This window comes from Hyphomonas sp. UBA3195, assembly GCF_002366485.1.
Taxonomy (GTDB): Bacteria; Pseudomonadota; Alphaproteobacteria; order Caulobacterales; family Hyphomonadaceae; genus Hyphomonas.
Genome location: NZ_DEXB01000041.1, coordinates 2,189 through 22,247, shown reverse-complemented (window position 1 = coordinate 22,247; position 20,059 = coordinate 2,189). Strand labels below are relative to the sequence as shown.

At 59.7% G+C, this 20,059-nt stretch carries 16 protein-coding genes; 8 read left to right on the top strand and 8 right to left on the bottom strand.

What is annotated here, in order from left to right; translation table 11 throughout:
- Window positions 1-7: 7 nt before the first annotated feature.
- From B2344_RS12515 to B2344_RS12505, 3 genes are all read right to left on the bottom strand, one after another.
- The gene (locus tag B2344_RS12515) at window positions 8-1,465 is read right to left on the bottom strand and encodes a sigma-54-dependent transcriptional regulator (RefSeq protein WP_206992146.1); all 1,458 of its coding nucleotides are present in this window, start codon (window positions 1,463-1,465) and stop codon (window positions 8-10) included.
- A gap of 849 nt (window positions 1,466-2,314) precedes the next feature.
- Window positions 2,315-2,671 (bottom strand): PilZ domain-containing protein, encoded by a 357-nt coding sequence (locus B2344_RS12510; protein ID WP_206992145.1) that lies wholly within the window; start codon window positions 2,669-2,671, stop codon window positions 2,315-2,317.
- Between the two features lie 96 nt (window positions 2,672-2,767).
- The gene (locus tag B2344_RS12505; protein WP_290483530.1) at window positions 2,768-3,205 is read right to left on the bottom strand and encodes an ester cyclase; all 438 of its coding nucleotides are present in this window, start codon (window positions 3,203-3,205) and stop codon (window positions 2,768-2,770) included.
- Between the two features lie 201 nt (window positions 3,206-3,406).
- On the opposite strand from B2344_RS12505, the gene B2344_RS12500 reads away from it, so the two are divergent.
- From B2344_RS12500 to B2344_RS12490, 3 genes are read left to right on the top strand one after another with little or no spacing between them, the layout of a single operon-like run.
- Window positions 3,407-5,725 (top strand): hypothetical protein, encoded by a 2,319-nt coding sequence (locus B2344_RS12500; protein ID WP_290485329.1) that lies wholly within the window; start codon window positions 3,407-3,409, stop codon window positions 5,723-5,725.
- 32 nt (window positions 5,726-5,757) lie between these two features.
- Window positions 5,758-7,953: an excinuclease ABC subunit UvrB gene (uvrB, locus tag B2344_RS12495; RefSeq protein ID WP_290485328.1), complete on the top strand. Its 2,196-nt coding sequence runs from the start codon at window positions 5,758-5,760 to the stop codon at window positions 7,951-7,953.
- Between the two features lie 24 nt (window positions 7,954-7,977).
- Window positions 7,978-8,697: a hypothetical protein gene (locus B2344_RS12490; RefSeq protein WP_290483805.1), complete on the top strand. Its 720-nt coding sequence runs from the start codon at window positions 7,978-7,980 to the stop codon at window positions 8,695-8,697.
- Window positions 8,698-9,262: 565 nt separating this feature from the next.
- Here B2344_RS12490 and B2344_RS12485 read toward each other — a convergent pair.
- Window positions 9,263-10,156, bottom strand: coding sequence for a hypothetical protein (locus B2344_RS12485; RefSeq protein WP_290485327.1), 894 nt, complete (start codon window positions 10,154-10,156; stop codon window positions 9,263-9,265).
- A gap of 222 nt (window positions 10,157-10,378) precedes the next feature.
- Entirely contained in the window at window positions 10,379-11,710 is a 1,332-nt protein-coding gene (locus B2344_RS12480; protein ID WP_290483807.1) for a Na+/H+ antiporter NhaC family protein, read from the bottom strand.
- A gap of 874 nt (window positions 11,711-12,584) precedes the next feature.
- On the opposite strand from B2344_RS12480, the gene B2344_RS12475 reads away from it, so the two are divergent.
- Window positions 12,585-13,559 (top strand): endonuclease/exonuclease/phosphatase family protein, encoded by a 975-nt coding sequence (locus B2344_RS12475; RefSeq protein ID WP_206992137.1) that lies wholly within the window; start codon window positions 12,585-12,587, stop codon window positions 13,557-13,559.
- A 57-nt stretch (window positions 13,560-13,616) separates the two neighbouring features.
- Window positions 13,617-15,752 carry a caspase family protein gene (locus B2344_RS12470; protein ID WP_290485326.1) on the top strand — a complete coding sequence of 712 codons (2,136 nt, stop codon included), beginning with the start codon at window positions 13,617-13,619 and terminating at the stop codon, window positions 15,750-15,752.
- Window positions 15,753-15,824: 72 nt separating this feature from the next.
- Here B2344_RS12470 and B2344_RS12465 read toward each other — a convergent pair whose 3' ends face one another.
- Complete coding sequence (locus B2344_RS12465) at window positions 15,825-16,439, bottom strand: hypothetical protein (RefSeq protein WP_290485325.1); 615 nt, start codon at window positions 16,437-16,439, stop codon at window positions 15,825-15,827.
- Between the two features lie 91 nt (window positions 16,440-16,530).
- Window positions 16,531-17,367, bottom strand: a complete 837-nt coding sequence (locus tag B2344_RS12460; protein WP_206992134.1) for an ABC transporter permease — start codon at window positions 17,365-17,367, stop codon at window positions 16,531-16,533.
- Window positions 17,368-17,642: 275 nt separating this feature from the next.
- Between B2344_RS12460 and B2344_RS12455 the strand changes: the two genes are divergently transcribed.
- The 3 genes from B2344_RS12455 to B2344_RS12445 all read left to right on the top strand — a co-directional run bounded on the left by B2344_RS12455 (window position 17,643) and on the right by B2344_RS12445 (window position 19,847).
- Window positions 17,643-18,167, top strand: a complete 525-nt coding sequence (locus B2344_RS12455; RefSeq protein WP_034817126.1) for a GcrA family cell cycle regulator — start codon at window positions 17,643-17,645, stop codon at window positions 18,165-18,167.
- A 116-nt stretch (window positions 18,168-18,283) separates the two neighbouring features.
- On the top strand, window positions 18,284-19,624 hold the full coding sequence (locus B2344_RS12450; protein ID WP_206992133.1) for an ATP-dependent DNA helicase: 1,341 nt from the start codon (window positions 18,284-18,286) through the stop codon (window positions 19,622-19,624).
- Between the two features lie 85 nt (window positions 19,625-19,709).
- Window positions 19,710-19,847, top strand: coding sequence for a hypothetical protein (locus tag B2344_RS12445; RefSeq protein WP_156947946.1), 138 nt, complete (start codon window positions 19,710-19,712; stop codon window positions 19,845-19,847).
- Here the strand turns inward: B2344_RS12445 and B2344_RS12440 are convergent.
- Window positions 19,844-20,059: hypothetical protein (locus tag B2344_RS12440; protein WP_206993149.1), on the bottom strand; the 216-nt coding region annotated here is incomplete at its 5' end. The genes B2344_RS12445 and B2344_RS12440 overlap by 4 nt on opposite strands.

The following is a 20,059-nucleotide window of genomic DNA, read 5'->3' as shown; positions in this document are numbered from 1 at the left end:
CCTTGGCCTAGCTCGCTTCGCGCTCCTGGCGCACATCGAGATCATATTCGCGGACCTTGCGATAGAGCGTCGAGCGGCCAATGCCGAGACGACGCGACACTTCACTCATATGGCCTTCATAGAAGTCGATGGCATACTGAAGGATATCGCGCTCGATATCGCTCAGCGTGCGCAGCTCGCCCGCCTCGTCCTGAATGGCTACCGGGCCGTTCTCGCCGGACTGAACGGGCTCGGCGATATCGGGGGCCTTGTTGAAGGGCGATGAAGGCAGGTTGCTCACATCCGGCATCTGTCCGGAAATCTGAGGGAAATCCTGCGGGCGCAACTGGTCGCCATCGCACAGAACCACAGCGCGGAAGACAGCATTCTCCAGCTGGCGGACATTGCCCGGCCAGTCAAAGGCGTACAGCATCTTCATCGTCTCGTCGGCAACACCGGTCACTTTCGCGCCTTCGCTGGCATTGAAGCGATTCACGAAATGGTCGACCAGCGCCGGAATGTCATCACGGCGTTCGCGCAGCGACGGCATGTCAACCGGATAGACATTGAGGCGATAGAACAGGTCTTCGCGGAATGTGCCTTCGGCAACCTGTTGCGACAGATCGCGGTTGGTTGCGGAAATGATCCGTACATCCACCTTGGTCGGGCGGCGCGAGCCAACGGCATCCACCTCCCCTTCCTGCAGGGCACGGAGCAGCTTCACTTGTGCATCCAGCGGCAACTCACCCACCTCATCGAGGAAAAGCGTGCCGCCATCGGCCTCGACAAACTTGCCGAGCGCTTTTGAGACGGCACCGGTAAAGGCGCCCTTCTCATGACCGAACAGGATCGACTCGACCAGGTTTTCCGGGATCGCACCACAGTTCACGGTGACGAATGGTTTCCCGGCACGGTCAGATGCGCCCTGAATGCAGCGGGCAACAACTTCCTTACCCACACCACTTTCGCCCAGGATCAGGACGGGAATATCAGAACTCGCGGCGCGTTCGGCCAGACGCACGACCTGGCGCATCGGCGGCGCGGTCGCGATCATGTCGTCAAAGCTCATGCCGCCTTCGGATTTGCGCGAGAGGCGCTTCACTTCCCCTGACAGGGATTGCAATTTCAGGGCGTTGCGGATCGAAACGACGACGCGCTCCGGATTGGCGGGCTTCACGATGAAGTCCACCGCGCCGCGGCGCATGGCCTGAACGATCGTGTCAATGCCGCTGGTCGCCGTCAGCATGATGACCGGCAGGTCAGCGCGCTTGGCCGACAGGCGTTCCAGCGTGTCCATGCCCGACAGGCCCGGCATGGTCAGGTCCAGCAGGACCACGTCGATGCCATCCTTCGGGTCAGAGGCAAGCGCAAGTCCCGCCTCGCCATCCGGCGCCGTGCGACAGGCAAATCCAGCCTTCTCGACCGCAGCCTGAAGCAGGCGGCGCTGGGTCGGATCGTCATCAATTACAAGCACCGTCTTGGCCATTGCGATTACTACCTTCTCTACAAGGAACCGACGGATCGCCCGCTCCCGAAACCAGATGTTTGATACAAAGCGGAACACATCCGTCCCGTATCGTTACGCCCCGTTCTGACACAGCGAGGTGGAAGTCTGGTTGAATCGAAAGGTGAAATTTGACGCAAATCTGAAGTGTGCGTTGCGCGCGCAGGCTCTCGCGGGTGCGGCCTCACCTTCGAGCTGGCCGCCATGGCCATGCGGCACGGAGACATTCGCGAAAATCGTGGCGCTCATCCACACGGTTTATTTCAGATTGTTACAAAGTGAAAAACCTGAAAGTTTCCCTCAGACCCGGTGGTTTTCTCGTGCCGATTGTATCCCCCGCCCCACTTCACATCCATGCCCCTGTAGCGCGCACAACACGATGCGGAAGGCGCGCCAGCCCCGATCGGATACGTCCTGCGCCGATTGGCCCCGAGTCGTGAGCGCCAATATCCGCAAGCGTGACGGATCAACGAATCATAAAATCGAAGCCCGCTCGGACATGAGCGATTCCGGTCTCGATCCGGGCATCGACAAGGGGGGGAAAACTTCCTAGAGACCGTCCTTTGTTCGGGCCCACAAGCTCGAACCGGATTATAGTAGCTGCGCGGGTTTGGGGACGCAGATATGCAGGAAAAGAGACAGTCTATTTCTAGCGCACAAGACACGGAAGAGGACACAAGCGCAGATCCATTGCGCGACGCACTCAGGAAATCCTTTGAGGAGAGTCTGAAAGCGCCACCCTCTGCGAGACTTGAGGAGCTGATGGCACAGCTGCGCTCGAAGGAGCGCAGCCAGGATTCAGACACCAAAGATTAGGCGCGGACGCCGCGTTCAGTGACGGAACGCAGGCTGGCGGATCAGTTCGGCCAGAATATAACCGGCCATCGCACGATCAAACTCAACCCCGACCGCCGGGCCAACGCGCCAGCGCACCGTGCAATCGACCTGGAAATGCGGCTCCGACGGGGTCCGGCGCAGCAGCAAGTGGAAACGGTTTGGCAGATCGGCCCAATCGCCGACTTTCAGACAGGCCCCGTGCACCGATAAATCCTGCACGAGAATGCTGCGCGCCTCGCTATAATCCATCAGGACAACTCGCCCGGACGTTTGCAGGCGAACGCGCGTGCTGCGCCGCAATTCGGCGGGGGCGGAATCGGCCTGGGTCGGAACGGAAACGAGTTGGGTCATGCCCCTACTATGCCCCAGCCCCCATTTGGTTCATTTTTTTCCTACCCTGACGAGAGTCCGGGCAATCTGGCCTCCTCGGCCGACGCGCCGCCACGATCAGACAAGGTCCAGCGCGCGCAGCACGGCGCCCTGATCATAATAGGGGCGTTCGCAGATAATCCGGTCACTGCCCGGCGCGAATTCAAACGTTGCCGCCATGCGCACCTTGAAACGGCGCCCGGTGGGCTCAATCATGGTCTTGCCGACCTGTAGCGGGCCGGTATGCGTGCCCGTCAGCCAGAACTCGACCAGAAGTTTGTTGGTTGCCTCATCAACGGCAATCGAGATGATTTCATTGTCCTGATCCGGAAAGGGCGTGCGCGACAGTTCGAAATAGCGCCGCACCGCGGCCTCCCCGTCGAACACCTGCCCGCCGCCATGCATCTCATACCGGGGATGCGCGAACGTCGCCATCACCGCATCCCAATCATGCGTCACCTCCAACGCCATATGGTTACGGACGTTCGCGATACGGGCTTCAGTCAGATTGGTCATTGTCTTCCCCATTCATTTTCTTTGACCTTCACCCTCGATCCAAGGTTGCGCAAGCATTAACGAAAGGTAAAGTTCAACTTGGGTGAGGAGGACGGTGTACATATGTCTCTCGGAGTTGAATTTGGGTTTCGGCGCCCGCAATGGATGGGATTTAAGTCCCTGGACGCGTCGGATGGCATCCGAACAGGGGCCGTGGTCTCGATGACGGCGATATGCCTGCTTCTTTGGCCGCTATCAGACGCCGACCGACAACAAACACCGAATTATGCCCTGCTGGCCGCCCTATGGGTGGGAGCTGTGGCGGCGGGACTTTTCCGGAGTCACCAGATATGGGCCCGTCTACATTCCGCGCTCGCCGTGAACCCCTCAAGACGTACGCGCAGTGATGAAAAAATCATCGCCCAAGGCTTGAAAGAGCTGTTCGTCTATCTGCTGCTCTCACTTTTGGCCCTGTCCGTGCTGGCCTTCGTATCTGGCAGCCCCCTGATTTCGGAACTTGAGCATATACGATTGCGAGGCTCGGACGCGGAACGCAGTCTTCTACATATCGCAATTTATTGCGCCTTTTTCGCGGGGGCTTTCCTTCCAATTTTGACAGCCATCGCACGCATGGCTGCAGCAGAAGCCAAGCAAAGCAAATCGCCTTTGTTCAGGACAGATGTCGTGTCTCGCAACTCGTTGATCACGAGCTTCATAGCCATTGGCGGCATTCTCCTTTTGGCGTGGGCCGCTGGCGCCGGGTTCTTCTCGATTGATCAGGATCTGGGTGTCATCATCTACCTTGTAGTCATCATCGCATTCCTGGTTTTCATAATCGCGCCACATCTCACGCGTCATCTGAATCAAAACGAAGAAAATCGCACAGCACGGGCGAGCACCGCAGCGGGCGGCATCGCCAGTTTTGCTCCGGAAGTATGGGTCAGCCGACTGGATTCGATCCTTGTCCGGCTTGTAGCCCCCTTGTCCGGCGCAACCCAGCATGGAGCACCCGTGCCTCACCTATTGGTAGTCGGTCTGATTCTTCCACTATCCGCCATCGGCTTCGTTTTGAGCAGCCCCTTTGGTCTCATCCCCATATTCCTTGCAATGTTGATCGTTATAGCGCTCGGCAGGAGATGGGCATGGGTGGAAGCAGACAGGGAAACAGCTTCACGCCTTCAATCGACAGACTTCCGAAAATCGCAGGATATTCATATTGGCTTTGACAACGACCTCAAGGATGAAGCCCTATTGGGCTATGTTTCCTTCTTTGTTTTGGTCCCCTTGGCGCTGTTCCAGATAGAACAGTTCAGCTTTGCTTTCGATACGGAGCAATCTCTTGCAAGCATGCCCCCCACACAGCAATTCTACGCGTGGATCAGCTTCTTTGGCGCAGAACTGGCGAAGGCCGTACCTTTTGTCGATTGGTGGGAAATTTATCAGGTCGAAGTAAACACCCCCATTTCAGTATCCGACAATGTCGGCAACCCCGCACTCGCCAAGCACCTGACCTTCGCCGCACGCGCTCTGGTCGACCTCGTGATCATGGCGGCTCTATTTCAGGCATTTGGCATATGGCAACGCAGCCGCGCCCAACAGCGCCTGTACGATGCGGGCCACATCAACGCTTTTGATCCCTTCACGGAACAGGAATTCTTTGAACGTGGCATACGATACGACCACAACGAAAAGAAATACATTCCCAAGCCCAGCTTCAGAAAGCGCGTTGAGAAGCATCGAGAAGCCAGAGAAGAGCTGAAGCTTCCCGCATTTCCTTACAGTCCACGCCGACTTAGCGAGCTGCTGAACTCTCCAGACCCTGATCTGAAGGCAGGTGCCGAATGGATGGTAAGTGAGTATCGGGTACTTGCCGGGCCACCTGCCGAACAACTTTCACAGCTGGAAGAACAATGGCGGCAGCCTTGCGACTTCCGAGAGCTGTACACTCAATATCGGGCAACCAGCCACCCGCAAAGGAGGGCTGCTGCCAAAAACACGATAAGAAACGAAAAACTGAAATTCGAGCGACTGTTAGACGACCTGATTGAGGCCGGAGCGAACAATAACAAATGGTTCGCTCTGAACCAAGCAAACACCCTACTGAAGCTTCTTGAGCATATCAGCAACTTGCCTGAATTCGTCTACGCGCACTCCCTGGCGATCGACTATCTCAGCGAACGGCGCGGTCAATTCATTCTGCTTGCTCTTGCCTCCCACACACTCACTGACACTGCCGACTCCGTAGCGCCTGCTTGGCGCCGTCAGATCGAGGGAAAATTCAATCGCGTTCCGAACGTCGTTCTAGGCCGCAGTGAGATGCGTCAGATTGTTTATGACGCGATGGAGCGGTACGCAGACCTCTGTTTCGCGTGGCGGGAATTTTCGAGAATCGAAGAAACCATGAGCTTTTTGGAACTTATGGCCCAGACAGATGCCGCCGCCCCCGCGCGCTTGAAGGCCGGAACTATCGCCAACCAGTTGCGCAACCGGCTTACAGACCTTCTATCCACCACCCCACCGCACAAAACAAGAACACCCTAGACACCTCCCTGCCCGCGCCCCATATCGGGGGTATGGCTCCTCCTCCTCCTTCCAAGGGCGTTTCCGAAGCGCCCAGCGTGTTCTCGCTTGACGGCTTCGCGCGCGATGCCGCCGGCGCCCTGCCGTCCGACAACTGGACGCCCCACCGGCCTGACCGCGACTGGGTCAAGCTGGAGGGCGGCAAGCGGTTTAAAGTGCATTCCGAATATGAGCCCGCGGGCGACCAGCGCACCGCGATCCCCGAACTCGTCGAAGGCATCGGCGCGGGCGAGCGCGACCAGGTCCTGCTCGGCGCGACCGGCACCGGCAAGACCTTCACCATGGCCAAGATCATCGAGGCGACCCAGCGCCCGGCCCTGATCCTCGCCCCCAACAAGACGCTCGCCGCACAACTCTATGGCGAGTTCAAATCCTTCTTCCCCGAGAACTCGGTGGAGTATTTCGTGTCCTATTACGATTACTACCAGCCCGAAGCCTATGTACCGCGCGCCGATCTCTACATCGAGAAGGAATCCTCCATCAACGAGGCCATTGACCGGATGCGCCACTCGGCCACCCGCGCCATCCTCGAGCGCGATGACGTGATCATCGTCGCCTCGGTCTCGTGCATCTACGGCATCGGCTCGGTCGAGACCTACACATCGATGACGTTCAAGCTCGAAGAGGGCCAGCGCATCGACCCGCGCCGCGTCGCCGAACAGCTCGTCGCCAACCAGTATACCCGCAATGACATGGCCTTCACCCGCGGCACGTTCCGCGTGAAGGGCGACGTGGTCGACATCTTCCCGGCCCACTTCGAAGACCGCGCCTGGAAGCTCTCCTTCTTCGGCGACGAGTTGGAGAGCATCACCGAGTTCGACCCGCTCACCGGCCGCACCATGCAGAAGCTGCCCGCCATCAAGATCTATGCGAACAGCCACTATGTGACGCCCCGCCCGACGCTCAACCAGGCCATCGACAAGATCAAGGCGGAGCTGAAGACCACGATTGCCCATTTCGAGGCCAACGGAAAACTGCTCGAGGCCCAGCGCATCCAGCAGCGCACCCAGTACGATCTCGAAATGCTCGCCGCCACCGGCTCCTGCAACGGCATCGAGAACTATTCCCGCTACCTCACCGGCCGCAAGCCCGGCGACCCGCCGCCGACCATGTTCGAATACCTGCCCGACAATGCCCTCGTCTTCACCGATGAGAGCCACCAGACCGTGCCCCAGATCGGCGCCATGTACAAAGGCGACTTCAGCCGCAAGACCACGCTGGCCGAATACGGCTTCCGCCTCCCCTCCTGCATGGACAACCGCCCCCTCAAATTCGAGGAATGGGACGCCATGCGCCCGCAAACCGTCCACGTCTCGGCCACGCCCGGCAAGTGGGAACTGGACCGCACCGGCGGTGTGTTCACCGAACAGGTCATCCGCCCCACCGGCCTGATCGACCCGCCGGTCGAGGTCCGCCCCGTCTCCAAGGATGGCGCCAACCAGGTTGATGATGTCATGGCCGAGGTCAAGGACGTCGCCGCCAAGGGCTATCGCAGCCTGATCACCACGCTGACCAAGAAGATGGCGGAAGACCTGACTGACTTCCTCAACGAAAATGGCGTGCGCGTGCGCTACATGCATTCCGACATCGACACGATCGAGCGGATCGAGATCATCCGTGACCTGCGCCTCGGCGTATTCGACGTGCTGGTCGGCATCAACCTGCTCCGCGAGGGGCTCGACATACCCGAATGCGGTTTTGTCGGCATCCTCGATGCGGACAAGGAGGGCTTCCTCCGCTCAGAGACGAGTTTGGTCCAGACGATTGGCCGCGCCGCGCGCAATGCCGACGCCCGCGTCGTGCTCTATGCAGACCGGATCACCGGCTCGATGCAGCGCGCCATGGAAGAGACCAGCCGCCGCCGCGAGAAACAGGTCGCCTATAATACCGAACACGGCATCACGCCGACCACGATCAAGCGCGCCGTCGCCGACATTCTCGGCGAACTCGGCGAAAAGCCCGGCAGCGCCCCGAAAGCCCGCGGCCGCGGCAAGGACAAGGGCAAGTCACGCGGCGTCACCGAGACAAAAGCCTTGCCACTTGCAGGTGAATCCGGCCACAACTTCAAAGCCGTCCTCGCGGACCTGGAAAAACAAATGCGCGAAGCCGCCGCGAACCTCGAGTTCGAAGAAGCTGCGCGCCTCCGGGACGAAGTGAAACGGCTGAGGGAAGAGGAATTGGGGCTTTAATCTTTCGAAACTCGAGAATGAAAGATGCTTACGAAGATTGAACGACTAATTTCCAGAAGCCTGCTAACGATTTTTCTGTCTGTCGTCGTATTCTATTTAGTATTCGAAACGCTCGACAGTATTGATCAAAATGTTGGTACTCTGAGACCATTTGAGAGTCTATTCAGTGTTGGCTCCAATTTTTTTCTAGGAATATGCATTTCCTTTCTCTTCTATTACCTCGTCGTCGTAGTCCCAGAAAATCGGCGTCGAGAAGCCATTAAGAGCAATCTATCCTTTCAATATAAACGCATCAAAGAAGATATTCTGTACCAAGTCATTTTTGCTAGCCAACAAGGGGGGCGAAATGATTTGACGGCAGATACGGAGACACTTGAAAAGCTCAGCACGGTCCAAGGATTCCGAGATGCGTTTGTAGGCGGTCGCGAAGCAGACGAAGGTTTCTATGCGTTCAGAAATCACATGAGCGCAGATGTTCCCGAGTTCCGAGAGATCATCTTCGGTTTTAAGATGCTTGCGGAGCAGATTGATTTTGTAATGCATAACTATCCGATAGCAGACCCGGAGATATTTAGAGTACTCAATAATCTCAAACATGCGTTTCGTCATATTGAGTTTTCCGGCCCCGGTTATGATGAAGAGAAGGCAGTATCCAAACTGATCTGGGAGATCTTTGGTGGTAGCAATTGGGTCGATGGACCTCGCGACTATGACTTGATTGAGCGAATGATCACCGACGTCTAAAAGCGCACCGCTCCGCGATGCTGTAGGGCGGGTTATTGAAGCGAAACCCGCCATTCGCACTTGCTGCTTGGCGGATCATGACCCGCCCTACCTTCTCTTCTTGTCATCCCGGAAAGCGCATCGCGCTTATCCGGGACTCAGCGGGGCCGCCCGTCCGCCCCCTACTCATCCTTCGACCCCGGCCTTCACCGGGGCAGGCCCCGCTCAGGATGAGTCCGCCTCTTGCGGCCCCTGCGACGCGCTCATGCTGAGCGAAGTCGAAGCACGGGCGCTGGCTCCGCGTCGTTCCGGCGGAGGCTCCGGCGTCCGCCGGGGATACGGTGTGTGGGAACAGAGGTACGTGCTTCCCTCCTGGCGTCATCCCCGACGCGAAGCGTCTGGGGACCCATCTCTGAACGGGGTGGCGGGAGCGTCATGGAAAGATGTCCGCATGAGGCACCTGCAGGAGATGGCCCCCCAGATGGCTTTGCCATCGGGGGTGACGACGTAATGGCGTGCGGGAAGATACAGCCCGGCGCTTGCGCTTGGGCAGCCTACGCGGAAATCGCGGTGCGATTTCTGATCGCTACACCTCCCCATGATACCCAAACCCGTTCGCGTGGCACCATTGGATGAGGGTCGGGAGGGCGGCTTGTTCTGCCTTGAGGAAGCCACCGACCTTTTCGGCGAGGGCGTGCTTGCCCTGCAGGGTCAGTGTGGTGATCGCCTCGCGAAGCAGCGGGTGGAAATTGCGGAACCAGCCCTGCGCCGCCAGCAGGATCATGTGTTCCGTCAGCTCCTGATCGCTGCCCTTATCGTCCGGGTCGAACCCGCGGACCACTTCGCGCGCAATGGCCAGACGTTTCTGGAATGTGGCCGAGACGATCCAGGGCAGATGGTCCGGCGGCGTGTCCCCCGCCTCCCAACAGGCGCAGACCTGTAGCGCGGCGCGGTAGAGCGCGGCATTCATCTCCGCCTGTCGCATCTGCTGGGTGGCGGCCTCGGTTGCGGCGCGCACCGGGGCGGCAAAGCTCTGCAAACTGGTCAGGCGGCGGGCTGCGCGCATGTCCTGCTCCGCCTCCGGAATATATCCCGCCTCCAACAGCGCGCCGACACGGGCGCGGGCCAGCGTGATTTCCTCATCGGTCTGGCTGCGCGGCGTGAACGGCTCATCGCTCTCTTCCTCGTCTTCCTCGTCACGCAAGAGGGTGCGCCGCGCGGCCAGTTCCGCCTGCTGGCGAATATGGTCGGCCTCGTCCTGCGCCTTGGCGGCTTCGGCCTGACGGGCGGCAATGTCCTTGTGGCGAAAGCCATCCTCGCGCGCCCATTTGGTCAGCGTGGACCAGGGCAGGTCCAGCCGGCGGGCGATTTCCCGCATCGGCTCGCCCGCCTCGGCGGCCTCACGGGCCAGATGGCGCAGGGCGGTCAGGCTCGCCGTCGTGCGGCGTTGGCGGTTGGAGGGGCTGGGCGCATCACTCATGCCGGGCAGACTGCCACGGACGCGGCCCCATCGGATTGCTCCGGGGGCAAGGCCATGCGCGGCGGACGATCCCGCCCCCAGAGGCAGAGGAGAGCGGCGCGCCCCTCCCCCATTGCCCGGACATGGCCCAGAGTTCTGGACCGGTTCTGGGCCAGTTCGGTACCAGTTATGGACAGTTTATGGGCTCTTTATGGGCCAGATTCGAGGCCCGAACGGCGCGCCTTATCCCCCGGTTACCGCGCCCGCTATCAGATACAGGATCACCGCAATTCCGCCCGTCACCAGCGCATAGGGCATCTGGGTACGGACATGGTCGATATGGTCACAGCCCGCCGCCAGGGAGGCGATGATCGTCGTGTCGGAAATCGGCGAGCAATGGTCGCCAAACACGCCCCCGCCCAGCACCGCCGCCAGCACCAGCGAGGGCGGCAGGCCCAGCGCGGCGGCCAGCGGCATGGCGATGGGGATCATGATGCCATACGTGCCCCAGCTCGTGCCGGTCATGAAGGCGGTGACGCCCGCCACGACGAACAGCACCGCCGGCACGATGATCGGCGAGACAAACTGCGCCGCGACGCCTGACAGGAACGCGCCCGTGCCGAGCACGCGCAGGCTGTCGCCCAGCGCAATCGACAGGAACAGGATCGTCACCACGGGCACCATTTCGGCAATGCCGGCAAAGCCCCGTTCCTGTAGTCCACCCTTGGGAAAGGCCTTGCCCATCGCCAGCAGCACGGCCGCGACCAGCATGGCGAGGCAGATGGCCCACAGGATCGACTGGCTGCCGCTGCCGGCCAAGATGTTGCCGCCGCCCGTCCAGGCCATGAAGGCCAGCGCGCCGAGGATCATCACGGCCAGCGGCAGCCACATGTAGATCGCGCGGGTCGGGGCGATAGGTTCCTCGTCTTCGGCCAGCACGCTGCGGCCCTGCCCGGCGGTCTTCATCGGGCCGAAGACGCGGCCTGTGAACACGGTGAAATAGACGCCGACCAGCGTCAGCAGGGCGTAGAAATTCCACGGGATCGTGCCGGCCACGACGCCGATCGGGCTCTCGAAGCCGAACGGCTCGACCAGGCCGAGGGCGTAGGCGCCCCAGCCATTCAGCAGGATCAGTGTGCTGACCGGCGCCGACGTGGAGTCGATGATATAGGCCAGCCGCTCCCGGCTCAGCCCATGCGCGTCGAACAGGCGCTGGCCCAGCACGCCGCTGCTCAACAAACTCACATTCGTTTCGACAAAAATGGCTGTGCCAGCCAAAGCCGGCGCGAGGGCCGCGCGGCGCGGGGTCGAGGCGAGGCCGCGCTTCATCAGGCCACTGACCAGCGCCTCGACGCCGCCAGAGTCGCGCATCCACGCGATCAGCGCGCCGATCAGCAGGCAAAACAGCAGGACGCGCGTATTGCCCGTGCTCTCGAACACACCGACCGCACGGTCAATCGCGCCCAGTGCGCCCATGCCGGGATGGAAGCTGGCGATCAGCGTCTCCGAAGCCAGCAAGGCGAGCCCCAGCGCAGCATAGACATTGCGCGTCACCAGCGCGACGAGGATCGCCAATACCGGCGGCAGTACAGTCAGGATTTCCAGGGCCCAGCCTCCTTGTGTGCAAGCCCCTCACCTAAGCGCATTCGCCGCCCGATGCCCAGCGCCCTGCGTGCATCGAGAGGTGCAAGCCGGGATGTGACGCAGAAATGCGCGGATTCAGGCCGCCATCACAAAACTGTGAAATTCTCCTCAGAAGGGACTCGACTCATGCCCGTTTTTGGGGAATCATTTCGGTAAGCCAACGACATCCAGGCGGGAGCAGACCCGCTTCAGGAACGGTGGCAAGTACGTCGCCCTCGCAGGAAGGGCCAGGCCAGAAGCAAGGTTGTGAGAGCAGCGGCGCAAAGGATTTGGAAGGACCGCGAGACAAAGCAGGCGATGTCTTCGATCAGGGGAGCTAGACCCCGGAGCGAAGGGCTGTGAGGCGTGACCGGAGCGCGATCCGAAACACGTGACCAAAGGAAAATCCCTTGGGATTACCGGCGGTTAGGTCAGAACAGCACGTAATTCGCCCGTGCGATTACATGTCTGAAACTGATCCGGGAGACGGCCTTGGGCGCATGCCCGCTCGCAAGAATGTGGCGGCGACCAGACCGGATCCTGACAAAGGGCAAAAGAAAAGGCCCGCTTCCGCGAGCCTGATCTGGAACCCGGTGTCCATCGAGGACCGACAACGAGTGCATGCACAGTGTCTCGGTAGTCTGATTCGAAACACCAGAGAAGGTGTGATCGTCCGCGATCACACCTTTTTTGCGCCCGGTGAAATCCAAATTTCGCGCCTCAGGCGAACTCGCGCACAGGCATGCCCGCAACCTCCCCTGCCCTTCACGCGTAACTTCAGCGAACCCACCCAGAAACCCCGCTATACCCGAAAGGCCCCTTCACCATGCTCGCCCTGATCGAACCCGTCTTCGGCCTGATCGGCGCATGGGGTCTGTTCGCCGCCATCGCGCCGAAGTTGCGCACGGAAATCTGGTGGATGCGTGTCTGGGTCTATGGTCGTCTTCAAACCTGCCTTGTTCTCCTCGCTGCAGCTGCCCTCTACATCTCACTCTACCCTGCCGCCGAACTCGGCAATGCCAGCCTGCTGATGGCCTATGCCGTCGCCTTCCTCATCTGCGCCGCAGACATTCAGCCTTACCTACCGGGCCGCAAACGCGAACTGCGCCGCGCGAAAGCAGGTGCCAACGGTACGCCGCTCTCAATTCTGCTGATAAATGTGCTGCAGGAGAATGAGGACCACACCGCCGTCATTTCCCGCATTCGCGATAGCCATGCCGATGTCCTCTTCCTGTCAGAAACCAATGCGCGCTGGCGCGATGCATTGTCCGACCTCGAAAAGGACTATCCCCACACCTACCTTTTGGACAAGGAAGACCATAACGGCCTTCTGTTCTATTCACGCTACCCGATCAATCAGGCCCAGGAACGCTATTTCTGTCAGGATCACGTGCCGTCACTCACGATGGACATCGACATGGCTGGTAGTGAGGTGCGTCTTTATTGCATCCACCCACGCCCGCCACGCCCCCGCGACGACACACAGCATCTTGATGACGAGTTGATGATCGTCGCCGATGAATTGCGCGAGCAGGAGCGACCTGCTCTGGTGATCGGCGATTTCAACGAAGTCGGCTGGTCCTGGATGGTGCGGGAGTTCAAGCAACATGCCGGCCTTTGCGATCCCAAGCGTGGACGTGGTCTCTACAATTCCTATGGCGCGAAAAACCCTTTCCTGGCTTGGCCGCTGGACCACGCCTTTGTGACACGGGATTTCGACCTCGTGACCATCCGGCGCCTTCGCCCATGCGGATCAGATCACTATCCAATGCTTTATGGTTTTCAACTGCGGTCGGTTTGATTGGCATCCCTCTGATTACTGTGTAGGTTCTGCTTAACCATAAACAGGGGGATGGTGATGCGGCCAGTTACACTCACTATCAGCTTGATGGTCTTGGCGACCATCCTCGTCGGGTGCGAGACCTCGGAGACCGCTCAACGCGCGCCCGCCTCAGTTGAAGTCGTCACGCCCGACCCCGGTCCATCAGAGCGGCAGGAGATGCCCACAGCGGCCCCTTACCGTCCGGAGCAAAAACCTCCTCGCCCCACCGCACCGCCACCTCCGCCACCTCCGCCACCTCCGCCACCTCCGCCACCGGCGATGGTCGAAGACGAGCCCGACTGGTCAACAGGATATGGCGAATATGGAGATGCCGGATCCGAGTGGGGCTATTCCGACGAAGAAGACGCCTACGAAAATGAAGCCTCGGCACCGGCTGATGAAATCGACGATATTCGTGAGCTGTACGCAGATGATCCCGCCATGCTTGAGTTGCTCGCAGCCCTTGAGGAAGGAGATTTCTCGGATCTTGAAGCCACCGCGGCGGGTCCGGGCTATTCCGAAACCTGCCAAGCGGAGATTTCCGCACCCCGGACCTTGCTCGTTACCTGTACGGATATGAATGCCGAGACGTTTACGCAGGCCATCCATCGCATCGATGGCGACCTCATTACCACGCTGGATGCGCTCGCCATTGATCTTGCAGGAGACGGTTATGAAGTCGGCATCGTCGAAAAGCCGCTTTGTTTCTGGAGCGAGACCGTGACGCTGGACGACGCCCAACTCATACGGCCGTGCCCAGAATGGGACTATCGATATTCAGAACTCGCAGCCGAAGCGGCGAACGATTTCGACAGTGGCCGCATCGCACACCATGCGCCGGAACAGATGGTGCTCGGCCAGCCCTATTTCCTCGAAGTCGCCATCCAGCCTCTTCAGCGCAACACGAGTGAAGCCGAAGTGGATGAATCGCTACGTGGCATTATGGGCACGGGCCTTGCGCCAGGCAGCTCAGAAAGTGCCATGTCGCTCCGCTTTGACACCGTCCGCGCAAGCCAGGTGATGACGGCCTCGGCTTCCGGCGAGGGTTACGACTTCGTCGCCACCACACCTTCTGAGCAGCCTGTCTTGCCTGGGTCGCCAACGCTCTGGCAGTGGCAGGTCACGCCACGCCAGGCTGGAACGCCCAATCTGACCTTCACCGTATCGGAAACTGTCGACGTGAATGGCGAACGGTTTGCCCGCGCCGTGAAAACCATACCACTCTCAATCAAGGTCACATCGATTGAAGAATTGCTGGTCGATCCGGGGCCGGTTGCTGAAGCAACCTCGGTCGCAAGTCGCTCCCCTGCGCCTGAAGCTGACATGGCCTCCACCCTCAGCGGCGCAAATACACTGTTGGCGCCCACCAACGCATCAAACCCGTCAACGCTTTCCAGCCCCGCCGATATTGCCAACGCGGCGACCGGCCTGTTGCCCGACACCGAGATCGCAGGCTGCACATGGGTCGCCGGCCCGAATGCGGACCGTCAGGCAATGGTGCTCAGCAATCTGGCCTATACGCCCCCTGTCAGTCGCCTGACTGTGACCCATGACGATGGCGACCGGATCACCGCGGCACTGACTGGCGTCGGCTTCTCGGTCCTGCAATGCGAAGATCTCGGCCAACGCCAGACGGTTCGCGCGTTGAGTCTGCTCGGCCGCATGGCCAAGGCACGCAAGGATGCAGGAGCCTATCCGGTCACCTTCTTCTATTATTCGGGTCATGGCGTGAACGTCGACGGTACGAACTTCATCTTGCCGACCGATATTCCCGGCGCGTCACCGGACGACATTCGCGACTTTGGCGTCAGTTTTGAACAGATCTTCAACCGTGTCTCGACCACAGTCGCACCGACTTCGTTCATCGTCTTTGACGCCTGCCGAACGGTAATGGATGATCAGAGCCGTGGCCTCATGCGAGCCTACAGCCCGGTCGGCTGGGCGTCCGGCGTGTTCCAGGCCTTTGCAACGGAACCCGGCAAGACAGCCGCTGATGACGGAGTCTATTCTGAAGAACTCTCCGCCCTCATCAGCACCCTCGATGATCCGGCCAATGTCGTGTTCAAGCGTGTCCAGGATGCCGTCGCTGCACGCACTGGACAGAAACAGCGCCCCATCTACACCGATGGTACAACGGGTGGCGACTTTTACTTCGTTCAGGACAGCAACTGAGCAATGGAGCGCAAGAAAGAAGCCGCCGGAACACGGTTCCGGCGGCTCTGAAGTTCAATCTGACAGTCTGCGTTACGGGCTGACCGGCACCGGCTCTTTCGGAGCTTCCGGCTGAGGCGGCTGCGGTGGGACCTCATTCTCGATCAGCGTGTCTTCCGGCTGCGGCGCCGACCCGGACACCGCACAGCAGCGAACCTGCATTTCCAGCACGCGGCTGTTGAAGCGGCACTGCTCGTCATTGATCTCTCGCAGGATAGACATGCCCCCTGCCCGATAGGTGTAGCGGGTTTGCGTGCAGCTGGTCAGCGCATAGCCGGGCCGGCAGGAACCCGTGTCGGAATTCTGTATGGTGCGGGTTTCGCACTGGACTTCCTTGCCATTAGCCTCTTCGGCCAGCGCCATCGCCGCGTCCGCGCGCGCTCTCGCCGCATCTGCGCTTGCCTGGGCTCGCGCAGCCGCCTCCGTGGCGCTATCCGCGATGTTCCGAGCCTGTGACAGACGCATATCAGTATCGGCCAGCGCGGTGCTGTTGCCGTCGATTTCCATTTTCAGTTTGCAAACAGCCTCGTCGGCCTTGTCCGGATTGGCGCAATATTCGCCGACTGTCTGTTCAGCCGGCATCATCTGGCACCCCGCCAGAAGTGCCGTTGCAGCAATCGCAACTGCGAGGAATTTCCCACTACCCATGATTTTCTCCAATTCTTTCCCCTGCCGGGATTTCCGGCATTCAAGGGGGACGGAACTGGAGCGTCAATGCTGCTCCCGCCTGAGGGGAGTCTTAGGCTTTCAGCTTGTAGCCCGACCGAAACATGAGCCAGACAGCGAATATGCCTGCAACAGACAGCAATCCCGTTACCCAGACCCCAACAATCACGGAGCTGTTAGCAACGCCCAGGAAACCATACCGAAACCCGTCAATCATGTAGAAGAAAGGGTCCAGCAGAGCCATTGTGTAGAAGGGTTCCGACATGACCTTGATGTCGTAAAACGTGCCCGACAGGAATGTGAGCGGTACGATCACGAAATTGGTCACGGCAGACAAGTGGTCGAATTTGTCGGCCCAGATCCCACCGATGGCACCTAGTGCGCCAAGCGCGATCGCAGATGTGATGCTGAACCACAGGATTGGCCAGACATGCGCCACGCTGAGATCAGCAAGGCCGCTGAGTTGGATGCCGATGGCGGAAATAAAGGCGACGAGCAGGCCGCGCACAACCGATCCGCCGATAAAGCCGATGGTCAGCTCCATGGGGGAAAGCGGCGGCATCAGGAAGTCGACATAGGTGGAATTGAACTTCGCCTGCACGAGGCTGGAACTTGTGTTCTGAAACGCATTCTGCAGGATCGCCATGACAATCAGGCCAGGTGCGAGAAACTCGATATAACTCAGCCCCTCGAAATCACCCGTCAGCCGACCGCGCTCGCCGAAGGCCAGCTTGAAAACCGTCATGAAAAGAAGTGTCGTAACGACCGGCGCAAACACGGTTTGCATCCACACTTTCAGGAAGCGGCCGATCTCGCGCTTGAACAGGGTCCAGAGTCCCAACCCGTTCATTTTGCCATACTGGCGGACAAGGCGATGGGCGGAGGTCTGGTCAGCAGCTGTATCGGTCATGCGCAGTATCTAGGCGTCTTTACCTGAGTCTGCGAGGGGCAAGACGCGGAAAAACTTCGGAAATTTGGCTGCCTCGCTTTTGTCCACAGGCTGATGCAGTTAACCACAATATGTAGAAAGCCTGTGGAAAGCCTGCGCTGCATGTTGTGTTTCGTTTCGCTGCTGATACGATATCTAGGTGCTGAGCGGATGACGTGTATCAAGTCATCTCAATATATAGGGGCTGATGGATCGTAAGTGTTAACGATCTTGAACCGAGCTGGGAGACATCAACCATGTCCTGGACCGAAGAACGGGTAAGCGTGCTGAAGAAACTCTGGGCGGAAGGCCATTCGGCTTCCCAGATTGCCAAACAGCTGGGCGGGGTCACTCGCAATGCTGTTATCGGCAAAGTCCATCGCCTGGGCCTGTCGGGTCGCGCGACACCATCCCGCCCGGTAAAGCGCCCCCCACGGCTGGCCCGTCCGAAGCCGCGCGTGTTGCCTGATGGCAGCGTCAAGGTGGCAACCCCGGCAACTCCGGAGACCGCGGCTCCGCGCCCGGTAGAGCGCACAGAAGTGATGGCGCCGCTGCCGCCGCTGCAACAGGCTGACGGGGAACCCGCATCGATCCTCACGCTGCGCGACTCCATGTGCAAATGGCCGATTGGGGATCCAGCCGATCCGAAATTCGCTTTCTGCGGACGCAAATCTGATTGCGGTCCATACTGTTCCGAACATGCGAAAGTGGCGTTCCAGCCCGCACGCAAACGGGACAGCCGCAAAGGCGCCTATGATTATGTCCGCCGTATTGCCGGCTAAACCCGGCACGCATTCTTATGGCTGACTGGAAGCCCCCGAAGTGTTTCTTCGGGGGCTTTTCCACTCCCGGCAGGGCCACCCTCGCCTTCCGCGCAAAACGCCGTTAAGCCAGACACGTGACCACCGAAACCACCCCCGACACCATCTATGCCACGCCCGCAAACTGGGTCGCCACCGGCACCGGCGCACAGGGCAATCTGTTCCTCACTGGCCGCGCAGGTACTGGCAAGACCACGATGTTGCGCAAGTTCCTGGCAGGCGCGGGCGAGAAGGCCATCGTGCTGGCTCCCACGGGTGTGGCGGCCATGAATGCCGGCGGGCAGACGATCCATTCCTTCTTCAAATTCCCACCACGCCTGATCGAGCCCACGGACATCAAGCGGCTGCGCTCGACACGGCTGGTCAAGGCCATCGACACGATGATCATAGACGAGATCTCGATGGTCCGGTCTGACATGCTGGATGCCATCGACAAAAGCCTGAAGCTAAACCGCGCCTCCAAACGGCCCTTTGGCGGCGTGCGCATGATCCTGTCGGGCGACCTGCACCAGCTGCCTCCGGTTGTCTCGGGCCAGGAAGCGCCGATCCTGCGTGAGCGCTATGGCGGAAGCTATTTCTTCAACGCACCTGCCTTCAAAGATGCCGAATTCTCCCTGCTGGCCCTCAAACATGTGTTTCGGCAGGCCGAACCTCGCTTCCTCGCCTTGTTGGGCGCGCTGCGCACCGGACGGGTCACGCCAAATGACGAGGCCGTGTTGCGCGGACTGGTCAGCACGAGATCTGCTGTCGAAGCCTCTGAAACCCATGTTGTCCTGACGCCCAACAATGCCAATGCCTACCGTATCAACCAGGCCCGGCTCGAAGGCTTGAATACACGATCGCAAACATTTGAGGCTGACGTGCAGGGCCAGTTCGATGAGAAGGCCTATCCGACCGAAGCCGACCTCGAACTAAAGGAAGGCGCGCGGGTGATGCTGATCAAGAATGATCCCGAAGGGCGCTGGGTGAATGGGACTCTGGCCACAGTCGCCGGGTTTTCCGGAACCCGCGTAATTGTCGAGATCGACGATCATGTCTACGAAATCGAACCGACGGCCTGGGAAAAATACCGCTACGAATTGGACCCCGAAACCAAAAAAGTGAAGCGCGAAGTGGTCGGCACATTCAAACAGATGCCGCTGCGCCTTGCCTATGCCGTGACCATCCACAAGGCACAGGGCCTGACGCTCGACAAGGTCTTCATCGATTTCGATTCAGGTATGTTCGCCCACGGACAAGCCTATGTCGCCTTTTCGCGTGCACGATCTCTAGATGGCTTGTCGATCAGTCGCGAGCTGCGTCCGCGAGACCTCGTGCTGGACCGGGAGGCTTTCGCTTTCGGCAAGCTCGACACGATCGAAGATACCGATGCCTATCTGCTCGCACGCTTCGCTAAGGCCGATGGCGCCCTGATTTAGGCCATTCCGAGGCATTAACCTTTCACTCACAATGACGCCGCATTCTGATCATCTCTTATACTCCGCAACAAGAGAAAGACACGTCATGAATGCCATCATTGAACGCCGTCAGCGTCGCTGCCTGCTCAGGCGCGACATGGGCGCAGCAAGCGAACGCAAGACGCTGTCACAAGTGGCTGCACAAAGACGGCGTATGCGCATCCCCGGCGGCGGCGGCAACTAGGCCAGCTTGCGAATTTCGTCGGACAGCTGACGCTCCTGATCGGTTACGATCTTTTCCAGAACCCGAACACGTTCCTTCAACCGGTCGACCTCACCGAGGACGCGCCGGATGTCTTCGTCCGCGCCCTTGTCGGATTTGGCGTTGGCTTTCAGTTTCAGATAGTTGTTCACCACACCTGCGCCGACTGAAATCAGCACAATGAGGACGACCAT